Genomic DNA, 14,880 nt, shown 5'->3' on the forward strand with positions numbered 1-14,880 from the left:
CCGTTATGCCAGCCAGACGCGAATCGCGCTGACCATCGCTTCTGTGGAAATGCCGTAGCGGTCGTGCAAAGTGGGCAACGCGCCCGCATCCAGGAACTGATCGGGCAAGCCGATTTGACGAAACACGGGCATGACCTGCGCATGCATTAACGTGGTCGCCACCGCCTCACCCAAACCGCCGACCAGGCTATGGTTCTCAACCACCACCACTAAACGCCCGGCACGGCGGCACTGGGTGATAATGGTTTCAGTGTCCAGAGGCTTGATGGTCGGTACGTGCAATACCGCAACATCGACGTTATCGGCTGCCAGCGCTTTTGCTGTCTCCAGTGCTCGCATTGTCATAATCCCACTGGAAATCAGCAGCACATCACGGCCATCGCGCAGCAATTTGGCTTTGCCCAGTTCGAATTGATAATCGTATTCGTTCAGCACCAGCGGCACCTTACCGCGCAACAGACGCATATAAACCGGCCCCTGATGGTCAGCGATAGCGGCAACGGCTTGCTCCGTGTCCAGCGCATCACAAGGATCAACAATGGTCATGCCCGGAATACCCCGCATCAGCGCGATATCTTCAGTGGCCTGATGGCTTGGGCCGTAGCCAGTGGTTAACCCCGGCAGCGCAGCGCAGATTTTCACATTCAGCTGCTCTTCCGCGATCACCTGATGGATAAAGTCGTAGGCACGACGCGTGGCAAACACCGCATAGGTGGTCGCAAATGGCGTCATGCCCTCCTTCGCCATGCCACCGGCTGCGCCCATCAATAGCTGCTCTGCCATGCCCATCTGGAAATGACGTTCTGGATAGGCCTGGGCGAAGATATGCAAATCGGTGTATTTTGACAGGTCGGCAGTCAACCCAACGATCGACGGCCGGGTCGCAGCGGCTTTGACCAGCGCATGACCAAAGGGCGCAGCAACCGTGGCTTGTCCTTCTGCGGCAATTGAGGCAATCATCGCCGACGTTGTCAGGCGTGGCTTTTTCTCTGTGGTGATGCTGCTCATTGCGTGGCCTCCTGAGCCTGATCGAGGATGGTGATGGCCTGTTGCCACTCGTCAGCATCCACACGAATAAAATGATTCTTTTCACGCGCTTCCAGGAATGGCACGCCTTTACCCATTAGCGTGTCCAGCAGAATGACGCGCGGCTTGGGTTCGCTTAACGCGCGTGCCCGATCAAATGCCTGCTTCACAGCAGCAATGTCATTGCCATCCACACGCTGTACATGCCAGCCAAATGCCTGCCACTTATCTGCCAGCGGTTCAAATCCCATGACCTTGCCAGAGGGGCCATCTGCTTGCTGCTGGTTGATATCCACCATGACGATCAAATTACTCAGTTGATGATGTGCCGCTCCCATCGCAGCTTCCCAGGTTGCCCCTTCATCCAGTTCGCCATCAGACATCGAGTTGTAAACAAAAGCCGGATTTCCTTTATGACGCAATGCCAATGCCATACCGACACCAATCGTCAGCCCCTGCCCGAGCGATCCGCCTGAAATTTCCATACCTGGCGTGTAGGTCGCCATGCCCGACATCGGTAAGCGACTATCATCAGATCCATACGTTTCCAGCTCCTCCACAGGAATCACGCCCGCTTCAATCAACGCCGCATAAAGTGCAATCGCATAGTGGCCGTGGGAAAGCAGAAAACGATCGCGGCCTTCCCATTCGGGTTCTTCCGCGCGGTAATTCATCGCATGGCACCATGCCACGGCCAGCATATCAGCCAGTCCCAGAGCCTGGCCGATATAGCCTTGCCCCTGTACTTCGCCCATTTGCAACGCGTAGCGACGAATACGATAAGCGTGCTGTGACAGCCGCTGTGTAAGGCTCAATTCCGGTTCTGCAAGAGTCGTCATATCTGTTCCTGAAAGAAGAGAAAATCAGCAGAGTTGGCAAGCAGAAGAGCGATCTGTCATGGTGAAAGCTGCAGCGGATTCACGTGCCATTTTCACCTGCTTGCCGTTTAGCAGCAGATTACTCAGCCTTGGCGCCTGCCGACAAAAGCAAAAAATGCATCAACTGTTGAATGGGATTCACAAATGACATTATTAAAAAAAGCCCCACTTTCGCTGTTGCGCGCGTTTGAAGCCGCAGGCCGCACAGGGGCATTTACCGCCGCAGCGCAAGAGTTGGATTTGTCGCCTAGCGCCATTAGTCATGCGATTCGTAAGCTGGAAGAGACGCTCGACACGCGCCTGTTTCAGCGCAGTACGCGCGAAATCATGCTAACCAAAGAAGGGGCCATCTTGCTGGAACATATCCAGCGGGGATTTGATGAGATGCAGCGTGGGCTTTCGCTCGTCACTGCTGATGAATCGCGACCACTGCGTCTGCACACCGCGCCAAGCTTTGCCCATCAGTGGCTATTACCCCGCCTGGGAAGCTTTATTGCCGCACACCCACATATTGATCTGCGTCTTTCAGCCAGCACCGAATATGCGCGCTTTGAGCAGGATGACTATGATTTAGATATTGTTTATGGCGAGCCGCGTCCTTCGCCTTACGAGAAAATCCCGCTGGCCGTGGAGGAATTAACACCGCTTTGCTCACCAGAGATTGCCGCACGCATTCGCTGCCCGGAAGACCTCTATCACCAATCGTTGATTCAGTGCGATGTGCAACTCTACCAATGGAAGGGCTGGTTTGAAGCCAATCACCTGACGCCTCCGCGCCATTATGGTTTGCGCTTTGACCGCAGTTTTATGGCGATTGCCGCTGCCGTTGATGGTCTGGGGGTGGTGCTGGAATCCAAATTATTAGCAGAACGAGAGCTTGCCAGTGGGCGCTTAGTTTGTCCGCTGATTGAGACCACCCAGGAGATTCACTATATCGGCCATTACCTGGTGTTCCCACGACATCAGCATCGCCACTTTGCGTTAAATAGCTTTAAAGATTGGCTACTTTCCCAGTTGAATCTGGCACAGCTTCGCTGATTGATAACGATCACAAATTGTGTGCCCAATAATGAAACAGGCCGCCAATGGCGACCTGTTTTTGTGAGCATGTTCACGCCATTTCAGGGTGAATGTTAGCGTGATGTGAAATGACGCAATCAGAAGTTAAACCCGAGCTGCAGCATGCCGCCCCAGGTATTATCGTCACCCACTGAACCAGCAAGATCCAGATGCACCGTGTTGTTAAACGGTGAAACGCCCAGACCTGCGGTAAACACATTGGTATCGTTTGATTTCATATCCGCACGATAACCCGCGCGCAGTGCTAACCAATCCAGCACGCGATACTCGGCACCCACTCCCGCATATTGGCTGCTTTCTTCCGATTTGAAACGCTTGGTTTGCGTCAAATCAACATCGCCTGCCAGGGTGAACGCGCCGTAGTTCCAGGCCAGACCTGACGTGACCAGCGGACGGATTTGATAGGTATCGCGGTAGCCTTCCACTGTTTTGGTGTCGATGTCGCGTGAGATCAGGTTCTGCCCTGTCACACCCAACGTCCAATGCTCACCAAAGTCGGTCGCGATGCCTGCATCAATGTTGAAGCCGGTATCGGAACTGCGGTATTGGCTGTTGTTGATATTACTTTTATCAAAGTTATAAATACTGGCGGTGTAGTTATACAGCCAGGTTTTTTGCAGCTTTGGTGTCACGCCCACAGAAACCGGATGGCCAGCGACATCAAATTCATGTGCCAGTGCCACACCATAGTCCGTGACTAGTGCTGCCAGACCATGACCGCTCGAACTCAGTTTATCCTGATCGCCTGGCACGGGGATCACCGTGCCGTTAGCCACACCGCGCAGATAGGTAATATCGCTGTCCACAACGTTAGCCTGCACACTGGCCGTACCGTAGGCTTTGGTAATAAAGGCAAAAGGCAGTGTTTCATTCGGTACAGTGACAGCAAAAGCGACACCCGCAGTACCGTGTGCTTTATCACCCTTTAAGTCATCCAGCTGATTAGCCATATCACCAGCCGCAGCCTTTAATTCCGGATAACCTCTTAAATAGTCGGCAAACGTCAGGTTGTCGATCACGTTTTTGTAGCGATCAACACTGTCCGTGATGTCATCAACTTTGTTAATTAATTTGTCTTTGTCGGTAACCTGCACACCGGCTGAAGGGAATATGACGCTGACGTTATCTTCAGGTTTGGCTTTGGTCATCAATGCCGGGTTAGCCAGCACCGCTGAACTCCAGGTTGACGAAGCGACGCCGGTGCCACCCATGGCATCGTTACGCGCGTCATACCATGTACCTGCTGCCAGAGCTGAAGAAGAAAGAAATACTGCATTCAAACCAACAAGATAAGCTACTTTTTTGTGCCTGAATAATGTCTTCACCATGAGCCTGCCATCACCTTTGAAATGTCGCTGAATAACTCAGAAACGAAACAGTTTAGTTAGCCGCTATTCTGAACCCTGGCTAACGCATCATTGCTGTGAATTAAAAGGAAATAGCACTGCTGTTCGCAGAATTGGATACAACCACACCATTCTGCTGTTTAGTTATGCAGAAAAATGAACAAAGCCTAAATTGATGCCAGATATTACTTAAGACCTTTTGAACCTTAGACGCTAACCCGGTGAGTTGCAAAGCAAAAATAGCGTGATAATTACGCTATATGACTGATCTCATAGAGGGTCTGAAATGAGCAGTTTTATCAGCACAACAGGAAGGTTAAGTTAATTTATTGATTAACGGGATTTTTCCAGGTCTTTAACCGGGTAAAAAGCAATCACAGCAGGGTAAAAGTTTGTGTGATAAAATAACATCGCCTGCAACCTGGAGAACATTTATGTCAAACCTCACGCCCGCACAACTGCTTACTCAGGCAGAATCCCTTTGCCTTGACCGCGGCGTGCGCCTGACCACTCAACGCGCTGAAGTGTTGCGTTTAATGGCTGAGCAGAATGGTTCGATCAGTGCTTACGATCTGCTGGATCAACTTCGCATCAGCGAGCCGCAGGCTAAACCTCCGACCATTTACCGCGCGTTGGATTTTCTGCTGGAGCAGGGTTTTATTCATCGTGTCGAATCAAATAACAGTTATGTGGTTTGCCACCATTTCGACGAGCCTGCGCATACTTCGGTGATGCTGGTGTGTGATGGTTGTGCGGCAGTCAGTGAAAAACACGCACAGGGCGTAGAAAAGATTATTTCGGGATTGGCCGATCAGGCCGGTTTCTCATTGCGCCACACGGTTATTGAAGCCCATGGTTTGTGCGAGAACTGCGCAGAAGTCGCAGCATGCAATCTTCACGATAGCTGCGATCACGATCATGAGATTGATACGAAAAAGAGAGTGAGAAAAGGGTGAGTGGCACTTCCTTGTGCCTTGCCGACGGGTGATCGGCGGGGTAGGAGCATCTTCCTTAATTCCGGTTACCAGCGGTAATCTTTATTGTGACTTTCCCAGTCTTTCACTTCGCTTTCGGCCTGGTCTTTCGCGTAGCCGTAGCGTTCCTGAATTTTACCGACAAGCTGATCGCGCTTACCTTCGATGACCGTCATATCGTCATCCGTCAGCTTGCCCCACTTCTCTTTCATTTTCCCTTTAAACTGCTTCCAGTTACCGCTCGCTTCGTCTTTGTTCATCATAATCCTCCACATCATCCTGAGTGAGATGCGATGATCTCCTGATAAATCAGGTAATCACCCACACAACGCGCTACTCAATTGCGCCGTTTGAGATAATTATAGTAGCCAGATAGGATTACGCAAAAAAATACAGAATAATCTGTAGGTTACGCTTCGCTTATTCAAACAGTGAACCAGCTGTCGTGTCGCCAGTGACGTCGCCACATCCACCAGAGCGTCAAGCCACGCAAGGCAAGAAACACCGTCACCGCCAGCCATAAGCCGTGATTGCCGAGCCACGGGAGTGTCAGTAAGGCAAGCCCATAACCCACTGCCGCCATCACCATGCTGTTGCGCATTTCGCGCCCGCGCGTGGCGCCGATAAACATACCGTCCAGCAGATAACACCAGACACCGATCAGCGGCAGAATCACCTGCCAGCCAAGATAGCGATCGGCCATCTCTCGCAGTGGCTCAAGCGAGGTGAGCAACGCCACAATTTGGGGGCCGGTTATCGCATAGATGGCTGCGAACGCCAGGGCAACGATACCAGCCTGACGGCAGGCAGCATGCCAAATCAGTAATAAGCGACTGCGATCTCGCGCCCCCACCGCTTCACCGGAGCAGGCCTCCACGGCATAGGCAAAACCATCCAGCGCATAGGCCGTAAACGTCAGGAACATCAGCAGTACGGCATTCACCGCAACAACATCTGGCCCTAAACGCGCGCCCAGCAAGGTGAGTGACGCGAAACAGATTTGCACCATCAGCGAACGCAGCATGATGTCGCGGTTGAGCCGGAACAGGCGTGCCGCATCACCACGCCAGCTCTGTTTTAGCAGATTGAAAGAAATGCCGCGCAACTTAAGCACACGTACCACCATCCATAACCCCACACCCAGCGTGACGTACTCTGCCACCGCCGTTGCCGCCGCCGCACCTGCAACGCCCCAGTGAAGCTTCAGCACAAACAGGAGATCGAGCAGGATATTCACCAGGTTACCGACAATGAGCAGCACCATCGGCGCTCGCGCATATTGCACGCCAAGCAACCAGCCCAAAATCACCAGATTGGCTAAGGTCGCCGGTGCGCTAAGCCAGCGAATGTTGATAAAAATTTGTGCCTGGTGTTGCATTTCCGGGCTGCCGCCCATTAATGAGGCGGCGATCAAACTGAAGGGCGCGCGCAGTAATAAAAACAGCACGCCCGCCACCAGGGCGATCAGCAGAGGTTGCGTCAACGCCCGCGCTAAGGCGGTTTTATCGTTCGCGCCAAACGCCTGCGCAGTCAAACCCGTGGTGCTCATGCGCAGGAACAACAGCAACATAAAGATGAAACTGGTCGCCGTTGCACCTACCGCCACGCCACCGAGGTAAATGGGGCTATCGAGATGGCCAATCACTGCCGTATCGACGACACCGAGCAGCGGAACGGTAATATTGGAGAGAATCATCGGCAGCGCCAGCCGCCACAATGCTTTATCTGAAGAGGAAAACAGCCGCATTCGCCCGTTCCATTGTTGCGCTGGTCAATAGGACCATTAACCGGCAATCAGCCTGAAGAGGAAAATCAATGTATCAGACTGCGGTCAGCACAGCGACCAACCGCAGCGGGGGAATTCAATGAGAGATTAAAGCCATTCGCCGTTACGTACGATGCCCACAGCCAAACCTTCAACGGTCAGAGCCTGCTCACGGGTATCGACCACAATCGGCTGGAATTCGGTGTTTTCTGGCAGCAAATGCACAATGGCACCCTGCTTTTTCCAGCGTTTGACGGTCACTTCATCATCAATGCGCGCCACCACAACCTGACCATTACGGACTTCCTGGGTTTTATGCACGGCAAGCAAGTCGCCGTCCATAATCCCGATGTCTTTCATCGACATACCACTCACCCGCAGCAGAAAATCGGCGGTAGGTTTAAACAGATTGGCATCAACCTGATAGTGCGCTTCGATGTGCTCTTGCGCCAGCAGCGGCTCACCGGCGGCCACGCGACCGATCAGCGGCAACCCTTCGGAGACTTCTTCTTCCATTAGCAGGCGGATGCCGCGAGATGCGCCGGATACAATCTCGATGACGCCTTTACGCGCCAGTGCTTTCAGGTGTTCTTCCGCAGCATTGGGCGAGCGAAAACCCAGTTGCGCAGCAATTTCCGCACGCGTTGGCGGCATGCCGGTCTGGTTAATGTGGTCGCGAATCAGATCATAGACCTGTTGCTGCCTGGTGGTTAACGCTTTCATCCCGCCCCCTGGTTGTTTATACAGTCGCTGTGAGTATATACAGGTATTGGCGAAATGAAAACCAAAACAGAGGGAAAAATCAGCGGTTTGAAGATTCTGGAATGCCTATCGCAAATGCGACCAGAGCAGTGCGATCCAGACAAACAGAGCCAGTAAGATAGCCAGCAACACCGCCGCTGAGCCCATATCTTTTGCTCGTCCGGCTAAAGGATGGCGCTCTTGCCCAATGCGGTCCACCACCGCTTCAATGGCGCTATTCAGGATTTCAACAATGATCACCAGCACCACGGAGCCAATCATCAGTACGCGGGAAATCGCATCAACATCCAGCCAGCAAGCCACCACAATCGCCACCAGTGCAGCAATGGCTTCCTGACGAAATGCGGCTTCATGTTTCCAGGCGGCGCGCAAGCCCTGCCAGGAATAACCGGCTGCATTCACTATTCTTTGAATACCGGTGACGTTATTTGCCATGCTTTGGAACCCTTGATGTGATTTGGCGTCAATATGTGGGCTATCTGAGGTCGTGTAAGCCACAGATCTTCGTTGCACTTTCTGGTATGCTTGCCGCGCTTTGCTAACAAGAGGCTTTAAGTTGTCTATGTCAGGTTGGCGTAAACTTTATTACAAACTATTGAATTTACCACTCTCTTTTTTGGTAAAGAGTAAGGTCATTCCGACCGATCCTGTCTCAGAACACGGGATCGATCCGACTCGTCCAGTGATGTATGTTTTGCCTTATGATTCAAAGGCTGACCTGCTCACTCTTCGGGCACAGTGCCTGAAACATGATCTGCCCGATCCGCTGGCTCCGCTGGAGATCGACGGCACGCTACTGCCGCGTCACGTGTTTATTCATGATGGCCCACGCGTATTCCCCTATTTCGTTGCCAATCCTGAGTCGGTGAAGCTATTCCACGACTATCTCGATTTGCACCGCAGTAACCCTGATCTCGACGTACAGATGTTACCGGTGGCGGTGATGTTTGGTCGTGCGCCGGGACGCGAAATCCAGGGAGAAGATACGCCACATCTGCGCATCCTTAATGGTGTAGAGAAATTCTTCGCCATTTTGTGGCACGGACGTGACAGCTTTGTGCGCTTCTCGCCGACCGTTTCCCTGCGCCAGATGGCGACGGAGCACGGTACGGATAAGTCGATTGCCCAGAAGCTGGCACGCGTGGCTCGCATTCACTTCGCGCGTCAGCGCCTGGCTGCTGTAGGCCCACGTCTGCCTGCGCGTCAGGATCTGTTCAACAAGCTGCTGCAATCCAAAGCGATTGAAAAAGCGGTTGAAGATGAAGCGCGTAGCAAAAAAATCTCGCACGAGAAAGCCCAGCAGAATGCTGTTGAGATGATGGAAGAGGTCGCAGCGAACTTCTCGTATGAGGCCATTCGCGTCACAGACCGCGTGATGGGCTGGCTGTGGAGCCGCCTTTATCAGGGCATCAACGTCAACGGTGGCGAGCGAGTCCGTCAGCTGGCGCAAGATGGCCATGAGATTGTGTATGTGCCCTGCCATCGCAGCCACATGGACTATCTACTGCTCTCTTACGTGCTCTACCATCAGGGGCTGGTGCCGCCACACATCGCGGCCGGCATCAACCTGAACTTCTGGCCAGCAGGTCCGATTTTCCGTCGTCTGGGTGCTTTCTTTATTCGCCGTACCTTCAAGGGCAACAAACTCTATTCCACGGTGTTCCGTGAATATCTGGGCGAGTTGTTCAGCCGCGGATATTCAGTCGAGTATTTCGTTGAAGGCGGGCGCTCGCGCACGGGCCGACTGCTGGATCCTAAAACCGGCACGCTGTCGATGACCTTGCAAGCCATGTTGCGCGGCGGTAGCCGTCCGATTACGTTTGTTCCGATCTACATCGGCTATGAACACGTCATGGAAGTGGGTACTTACGCCAAAGAGTTACGTGGCGCGGCCAAAGAGAAAGAGAGTTTCCTGCAGATGGTGCGCGGGTTACGTAAACTGCGCAATCTTGGCCAGGGCTACGTTAACTTCGGCGAACCCCTGCCGTTGATGAACTATCTGAACAAAAACGTGCCGGAATGGCGTGATGCGATCGATCCGATTGAACCACAACGCCCGGCATGGATGACGCCGACCGTAAATGATATCGCGGCACGTCTGATGGTGCGTATTAACGAAGCCGGTGCCGCCAACGCCATGAACCTGTGCGTCACCGCGCTGCTGGCTTCTCGTCAGCGTTCCCTGACGCGTGAGCAGTTGATTGAGCAACTGGAATGCTACACCCAGCTGCTGCGTAACGTGCCTTATTCACCGGAAGCGACTGTGCCGGAGATGAGTGCTGAAGCGCTGCTTGATCACGCCATGGGCATGAACAAGTTCGAGACGGAACAAGACAGCATTGGCGATATCATCATTCTGCCGCGCGAACAGGCCGTCCTGATGACCTATTACCGCAACAACATCCACCACATGCTGGTCATGCCATCGCTGATTGCCGCTATTGTGCAGCAGCATCGTGAGATCAGTGAGGCGGAGCTGCTGCGTCAGGTGAGTCTGGTTTACCCGATGCTGAAGAGTGAGCTGTTCCTGCGCTGGGATAACGCAGAGCTGCCAGGCGTGCTGAATGCCCTCTGTGCTGAGATGGCGCGACAAGGCCTGATTACCGAGCATGATGGGCAGTTACGCATGAATCCGGCCCGCCATCGTTCATTGCAACTGCTGGCTGCCGGTATCCGTGAAACGCTGCAGCGTTTTGCCATCACCTTCGCCATTCTGAGTGCCAAGCCGACGATTAACCGCGGCACGCTGGAGAAAGAGAGCCGCACGCTGGCGCAGCGTTTGTCAGTGTTGCATGGCATTAACGCGCCAGAGTTCTTCGACAAAGCGGTGTTTACCGCGCTGGTGCTGTCACTGCGTGATGAAGGCTACATCAGTGATTCAGGCGATGCCGATGCGGAACGCACCCACATTATGTGGCAGATGCTGGCAGAGCTGGTGACCAGTGATGTCCGTCTGACCATTGAAAGTGCTGTAGCCCACGAATAACGTCGGGCATAAAAAACAGAAAGGCGACCCTCAACGGGTCGCCTTTTTTATGGCAGCAACCCCTTAAAACAGGTCAATAAATGGCTGAGTATTGAGAAGTACGCCGATAAACAGCACCAGACCAACGTAGTTATTATTTAGAAAGGCCTGGAAGCAAGGATCGCGTTCACGTTGAGCAATCAGCTTTTGTTGATACACAAAGAAGCCGCCCGCCACCAGCAGTGACCAGTAAAACGCCCCGTTCAAATGCAACATCAATCCGACTAGCGCCATTAGCCCCAGCGTGGCCAACTGCAATAAGCCGATGATCAACTTATCGAAACGACCGAACAGAATCGCTGTGGATTTCACGCCAATCTTCAGGTCGTCATCACGATCAACCATCGCATATTGCGTGTCGTAAGCCACCGTCCAGCAGATATTCGCGAAGAACACCAGCCAACAAACAAGAGGTAAGGACTCACTAACCGCCGCCCAACCCATTGGAATCGCCCAGCCGAATGCCGCTCCCAATACCACCTGGGGTAAATGGGTGTAGCGCTTCATAAACGGATAGACCCACGCCAGTGCCAGGCCACCAAATGACAGAAAAATCGTCATACGGTTCATGGTCAGCACTAGCGCAAATGCCAGCAACCCGAGCACGACAAACAGGATTTTGGCCTCTTTCTCCGTCACCGCGCCGCTCGCCAGCGGACGCGATGCGGTCCGTTTGACATGACCATCCACCTTACGGTCCGCATAATCATTGATCACGCAACCCGCGGCACGCATCACAATGACGCCGAGCACAAATACCACCAGCACAGACAAAGGCGGCACCGCCATGCCTGATAACCACAGTGCCCACATGGTGGGCCACAGCAGCAACAGCGTGCCAATCGGTTTATCGATGCGCATCAGGCGTCGATAAGCCTGCCATTTGGTCATGGTTAAGGTTTTTTCCACAATCCTTTATCCTTGATTCAGCGCGCGGTACAACGGCGACGCTGGTAAAAACAGTTCAGTTAGCAGCAGCGGTTTGCCTGATAAACGCAGGCGCGAGCGACGTCCCCACAGATCATCCACCTGGCCGGGGTCGATAAAATCGCGGCTCAGCGTCGAGGAGGCGAAAAGATAGCGCCCCAGCGGACGAGTGCCAAGATTTTGCAGCATCTGCTCCGGGCCGTTCAACGTGCTTTCTGGCACCACGGTTCGCCCAATCAACCAGGGTTCGCCATCGCCGCACAGCACGATTTCACGTAACCAAAAGCGATCATCGGCGGGCAGGAATTCCGCTTCTGGCGCCATCTCGTCAGCGGTAATAAAGCTTTCGCGGATCAGTTCCACCGTCACCTGCTGGCAATGCTGCTCGAAGCGACGCGTCATGGAGTCTTCCTCCAGCAACCAGTCAAGCAGAGGGGGGGAAAGCAAGGGGGAAGTGGCTGGCAGCCAATGCAGTGCGAGTAACTGGCGCAGCGCGTGATGCGACATCAGGACATCTCCGGAGAAAAAGTTGCCCTAGTTTAACGCAGAGAATCGGGCGTGGCACTGCTGGTTGTGCCACGCCAGACAGAAGGGGGATTATTCGCGCTTTAAGCGATTGCTATTGGCTAACCACAGCGTGACCACCAGAATTAAAATCGCCGCTGAATAATAAAGCGTGTCGAACGGGTTTTTATGGTCAACGATAATCAGACGAATGATTGCGGTGATGCCGATATAGATGAAATAACGCAGCGGGAAGTGATAGCCGGACTGGAAGTACTTCACTATCAGCGCGATAAATTCGAAATAGAGAAAATAGATCACGATGCCTTCGATCAGCAGGTAAGAAGACGCCTGCTCACCAGTACTAAACAGCACATTAGCTAAATGAATCGTCTCTTTGCCAAGAAACACCACCAGGATGATGGCCAACGTCACCAGGCCAATATTCAGAACCCACTGTAATACCGAAGCAATAAGCTGCCCCGGTGCTGATTTTGTTGTCATTTTTGTGCGCCTCAAAGTACGGAAACTCTCTGAGGCTATCATGCTGTAGTGTGATCGAAATCACAATATGCTACACATCAACATCCACACAGAGCGCGTCATAGCGCCAGTACTCGCAGTCACAGTCGATAACCCGTTTGTGTTGATCGCGGTTAATGCGTGTAATGAGTAATCCGGGAGTTCCGCTGGCGACATTAAGTGCCGGTGCCGCTCTCGCAGGAAGCGGGCCGGGCAGAATGGTAAAGCGAGCGCCGCCGTAGCGAATGCCATAGCGCTGATCGTAGAGATCGGTAAGTGAGCGGGTGAGGTCTTCCTCTAGCAGGCCGGGAAAAAAGGCTGGATTGAGGTAATGCTCCACGTACAACACCGCGCGCCCATCAATACGTCGCAGGCGTCGAATGCGAAACACGCTATCCCCTTCCAGTAACTGCAAATGCCGTGCAATCACCAGCTGTGCCGGGACTTCCCGCGCCTCAATCACTTCAGTGAGAGCGATGCGCCCTTGCTCGGCGGCCATGGCATGAAAGTGGCTGTGATGGGCCGGGTTATACACCAGCCTGGGTGGGGCGAGAAACCAACCTCGACGCAGTTCACGGTAAATGACGCCCTGCGCTTCCAGTAAGCCCAGCGCCTCACGCAGGGTAATACGCGTGGTGGAATAATATTCACTTAAACTGCGCTCTGCCGGCAAACGTCCGCTGGTAAATTCACCGTTTTCAATGCGTTCGCTCAGCGCCGCAGCAATCACATCCACCGTTTTCGACGACATTTTTTAGCCTCATTTTGGGGCAATTCTGCACTATGACAGTTCGATGACTACAATATGACAGGCATATCCCACGCTTTCGCGCGCTGTATCCGCATGTGGAGCTAAGCGTCACACCACATTTCACCACCATGGTCATAAAACCTTCATCTGATCGGGCTACATTGGCTCGGTTCTTGCTGGACTAGACCAAGACGTCCCACAACTTACACCCGGAGCAACCGAGATGAAAGCGTTTATCTCCTCTGTAGTAGCCAGTGCCGTACTGCTTGCGCTGCCCGCCGCGCACGCCGCCGATAACGACCTTGCCGCGCTGGAAAAAGCCGCGCGTGCTGAGGGCCAGGTCAACAGCGTCGGTATGCCAGACAGCTGGGCGAACTGGAAAGACACATGGAATGACATCAACAGCAAATATGGCCTGAAGCACAGCGATACCGATATGTCATCGGCGCAGGAGCTGGCTAAATTTGATGCAGAGAAAGAGAACGCCAGCGCCGATATCGGTGATGTGGGCGCCGCGTTCGGTCCGGTTGCTGTGTCCAAAGGTCTGGCACAACCGTACAAACCAACGCATTGGGATCAGATTCCAAGCTGGGCGAAAGACAGCGAAGGCAACTGGATGCTGGCGTATACCGGCACCATCGCCTTCCTGATCGACAAGCAGCAGGTGAAAGATGCACCGCACAGCTGGGCCGATCTGAAGAAAGGTAAGTATGTGGTCACTATCGGTGACGTCGGTGTGGCTGCTCAGGCGGCTAACGGCGTACTGGCGGCCAACTACGCGATGGGCGGTGATGAGAAGAACCTGAAGCCAGCCCTGAAATTCTTTGGCGAGCTGGCTAAAGAAGGCCGTCTGGGCGTGACCGATCCGGTGATTGCCAACATTGAGAAAGGTGAAATTCAGGTTGCCGTGGTATGGGACTTCAACGGTCTGAATTACCGCGATCAGATCGACAAAAACCGCTATGAAGTGGTGATCCCGTCTGATGGCTCCGTGATTTCCGGTTACAGCACCATCATCAACAAATACGCCAAACACCCGAACGCCGCCAAACTGGCGCGTGAATACATCTTCTCTGATGCCGGTCAGATCAACCTGGCGAAAGGTTATGCACGTCCAATCCGCGCTGAGCATTTAACTCTGCCAGCCGATGTGCAAGCCAAACTGCTGCCGCAGTCTGAGTACAAAAATGCCCGCCCGATCAAAGATCAGGCTGCATGGGATAAGAGCTCGAAAATGCTGCCGCGTCTGTGGCAAGAGAACGTGATTATCAATATGAAGCAGTAATTTGCACCTAACGTGGCGGCGTGATTTATCGCGTT

The 14,880-nt window shown here is 53.3% G+C and carries 15 protein-coding genes; 4 read left to right on the forward strand and 11 right to left on the reverse strand.

All coding sequences use genetic code 11. The annotated features are described in order from the left end of the window. Positions 1-3 precede the first annotated feature (3 nt). Positions 4-1,008 carry a transketolase family protein gene (locus F3J37_RS13845; protein ID WP_058960072.1) on the reverse strand — a complete coding sequence of 335 codons (1,005 nt, stop codon included), beginning with the start codon at positions 1,006-1,008 and terminating at the stop codon, positions 4-6. Continuing rightward, positions 1,005-1,865 (reverse strand): transketolase, encoded by an 861-nt coding sequence (locus F3J37_RS13850; protein WP_058960071.1) that lies wholly within the window; start codon positions 1,863-1,865, stop codon positions 1,005-1,007. The genes F3J37_RS13845 and F3J37_RS13850 overlap by 4 nt, the downstream gene beginning before the upstream one ends. Before the next feature lie 183 nt (positions 1,866-2,048). Between F3J37_RS13850 and F3J37_RS13855 the strand changes: the two genes are divergently transcribed. After that, positions 2,049-2,942, forward strand: coding sequence for a LysR substrate-binding domain-containing protein (locus tag F3J37_RS13855; RefSeq protein WP_166933924.1), 894 nt, complete (start codon positions 2,049-2,051; stop codon positions 2,940-2,942). Positions 2,943-3,061: 119 nt separating this feature from the next. Here F3J37_RS13855 and F3J37_RS13860 read toward each other — a convergent pair whose 3' ends face one another. Next, positions 3,062-4,312, reverse strand: a complete 1,251-nt coding sequence (locus tag F3J37_RS13860; protein WP_166933926.1) for a conjugal transfer protein TraF — start codon at positions 4,310-4,312, stop codon at positions 3,062-3,064. 452 nt (positions 4,313-4,764) lie between these two features. Between F3J37_RS13860 and zur the strand changes: the two genes are divergently transcribed. Next, a complete protein-coding gene (zur, locus tag F3J37_RS13865; RefSeq protein WP_166933928.1) occupies positions 4,765-5,286 on the forward strand; it encodes a zinc uptake transcriptional repressor Zur in 522 nt (173 codons plus the stop codon). Positions 5,287-5,351: 65 nt separating this feature from the next. Here zur and F3J37_RS13870 read toward each other — a convergent pair whose 3' ends face one another. The 4 genes from F3J37_RS13870 to F3J37_RS13885 all read right to left on the reverse strand — a co-directional run bounded on the left by F3J37_RS13870 (position 5,352) and on the right by F3J37_RS13885 (position 8,266). Then, positions 5,352-5,564 (reverse strand): CsbD family protein, encoded by a 213-nt coding sequence (locus F3J37_RS13870; RefSeq protein WP_034826959.1) that lies wholly within the window; start codon positions 5,562-5,564, stop codon positions 5,352-5,354. 164 nt (positions 5,565-5,728) lie between these two features. Then, complete coding sequence (dinF, locus tag F3J37_RS13875) at positions 5,729-7,051, reverse strand: MATE family efflux transporter DinF (RefSeq protein ID WP_166933930.1); 1,323 nt, start codon at positions 7,049-7,051, stop codon at positions 5,729-5,731. 126 nt (positions 7,052-7,177) lie between these two features. Beyond that, positions 7,178-7,792, reverse strand: coding sequence for a transcriptional repressor LexA (gene lexA, locus F3J37_RS13880; RefSeq protein ID WP_034826962.1), 615 nt, complete (start codon positions 7,790-7,792; stop codon positions 7,178-7,180). Positions 7,793-7,897: 105 nt separating this feature from the next. Next, entirely contained in the window at positions 7,898-8,266 is a 369-nt protein-coding gene (locus F3J37_RS13885) for a diacylglycerol kinase (protein ID WP_034826963.1), read from the reverse strand. A gap of 127 nt (positions 8,267-8,393) precedes the next feature. Here F3J37_RS13885 and plsB point away from each other — a divergent pair, with 127 nt between their 5' ends. Then, positions 8,394-10,817 (forward strand): glycerol-3-phosphate 1-O-acyltransferase PlsB, encoded by a 2,424-nt coding sequence (gene plsB / locus F3J37_RS13890; RefSeq protein ID WP_058960067.1) that lies wholly within the window; start codon positions 8,394-8,396, stop codon positions 10,815-10,817. Positions 10,818-10,880: 63 nt separating this feature from the next. Here the strand turns inward: plsB and ubiA are convergent, their stop codons facing one another. The 4 genes from ubiA to F3J37_RS13910 all read right to left on the reverse strand — a co-directional run bounded on the left by ubiA (position 10,881) and on the right by F3J37_RS13910 (position 13,560). Next, a complete protein-coding gene (ubiA, locus tag F3J37_RS13895; protein ID WP_182056482.1) occupies positions 10,881-11,747 on the reverse strand; it encodes a 4-hydroxybenzoate octaprenyltransferase in 867 nt (288 codons plus the stop codon). A 24-nt stretch (positions 11,748-11,771) separates the two neighbouring features. Then, positions 11,772-12,290: a chorismate lyase gene (ubiC, locus tag F3J37_RS13900; protein ID WP_160868411.1), complete on the reverse strand. Its 519-nt coding sequence runs from the start codon at positions 12,288-12,290 to the stop codon at positions 11,772-11,774. Positions 12,291-12,380: 90 nt separating this feature from the next. Next, a complete protein-coding gene (gene psiE / locus F3J37_RS13905; RefSeq protein ID WP_058960065.1) occupies positions 12,381-12,791 on the reverse strand; it encodes a phosphate-starvation-inducible protein PsiE in 411 nt (136 codons plus the stop codon). Between the two features lie 70 nt (positions 12,792-12,861). Further along, positions 12,862-13,560 (reverse strand): UTRA domain-containing protein, encoded by a 699-nt coding sequence (locus F3J37_RS13910; protein WP_166933933.1) that lies wholly within the window; start codon positions 13,558-13,560, stop codon positions 12,862-12,864. A gap of 223 nt (positions 13,561-13,783) precedes the next feature. On the opposite strand from F3J37_RS13910, the gene F3J37_RS13915 reads away from it, so the two are divergent. After that, entirely contained in the window at positions 13,784-14,845 is a 1,062-nt protein-coding gene (locus F3J37_RS13915; RefSeq protein ID WP_166933935.1) for an ABC transporter substrate-binding protein, read from the forward strand. The last annotated feature ends 35 nt before the right edge of the window (positions 14,846-14,880 follow it).

This window comes from Candidatus Pantoea communis (assembly GCF_011752685.1).
Taxonomy (GTDB): domain Bacteria; phylum Pseudomonadota; class Gammaproteobacteria; order Enterobacterales; family Enterobacteriaceae; genus Pantoea; species Pantoea communis.

Excerpts from the sequence above, each read along its gene's own strand:
- F3J37_RS13845 (WP_058960072.1), bottom strand. The coding sequence starts at position 1,008 with ATGAGCAGCATCACCACAGAGAAAAAGCCACGCCTGACAACGTCGGCG.
- F3J37_RS13850 (WP_058960071.1), bottom strand. The coding sequence starts at position 1,865 with ATGACGACTCTTGCAGAACCGGAATTGAGCCTTACACAGCGGCTGTCA.
- F3J37_RS13855 (WP_166933924.1), top strand. The coding sequence starts at position 2,049 with ATGACATTATTAAAAAAAGCCCCACTTTCGCTGTTGCGCGCGTTTGAA.
- F3J37_RS13860 (WP_166933926.1), bottom strand. The coding sequence starts at position 4,312 with ATGGTGAAGACATTATTCAGGCACAAAAAAGTAGCTTATCTTGTTGGT.
- zur (WP_166933928.1), top strand. The coding sequence starts at position 4,765 with ATGTCAAACCTCACGCCCGCACAACTGCTTACTCAGGCAGAATCCCTT.
- F3J37_RS13870 (WP_034826959.1), bottom strand. The coding sequence starts at position 5,564 with ATGAACAAAGACGAAGCGAGCGGTAACTGGAAGCAGTTTAAAGGGAAA.
- dinF (WP_166933930.1), bottom strand. The coding sequence starts at position 7,051 with ATGCGGCTGTTTTCCTCTTCAGATAAAGCATTGTGGCGGCTGGCGCTG.
- lexA (WP_034826962.1), bottom strand. The coding sequence starts at position 7,792 with ATGAAAGCGTTAACCACCAGGCAGCAACAGGTCTATGATCTGATTCGC.
- F3J37_RS13885 (WP_034826963.1), bottom strand. The coding sequence starts at position 8,266 with ATGGCAAATAACGTCACCGGTATTCAAAGAATAGTGAATGCAGCCGGT.
- plsB (WP_058960067.1), top strand. The coding sequence starts at position 8,394 with ATGTCAGGTTGGCGTAAACTTTATTACAAACTATTGAATTTACCACTC.
- ubiA (WP_182056482.1), bottom strand. The coding sequence starts at position 11,747 with ATGACCAAATGGCAGGCTTATCGACGCCTGATGCGCATCGATAAACCG.
- ubiC (WP_160868411.1), bottom strand. The coding sequence starts at position 12,290 with ATGTCGCATCACGCGCTGCGCCAGTTACTCGCACTGCATTGGCTGCCA.
- psiE (WP_058960065.1), bottom strand. The coding sequence starts at position 12,791 with ATGACAACAAAATCAGCACCGGGGCAGCTTATTGCTTCGGTATTACAG.
- F3J37_RS13910 (WP_166933933.1), bottom strand. The coding sequence starts at position 13,560 with ATGTCGTCGAAAACGGTGGATGTGATTGCTGCGGCGCTGAGCGAACGC.
- F3J37_RS13915 (WP_166933935.1), top strand. The coding sequence starts at position 13,784 with ATGAAAGCGTTTATCTCCTCTGTAGTAGCCAGTGCCGTACTGCTTGCG.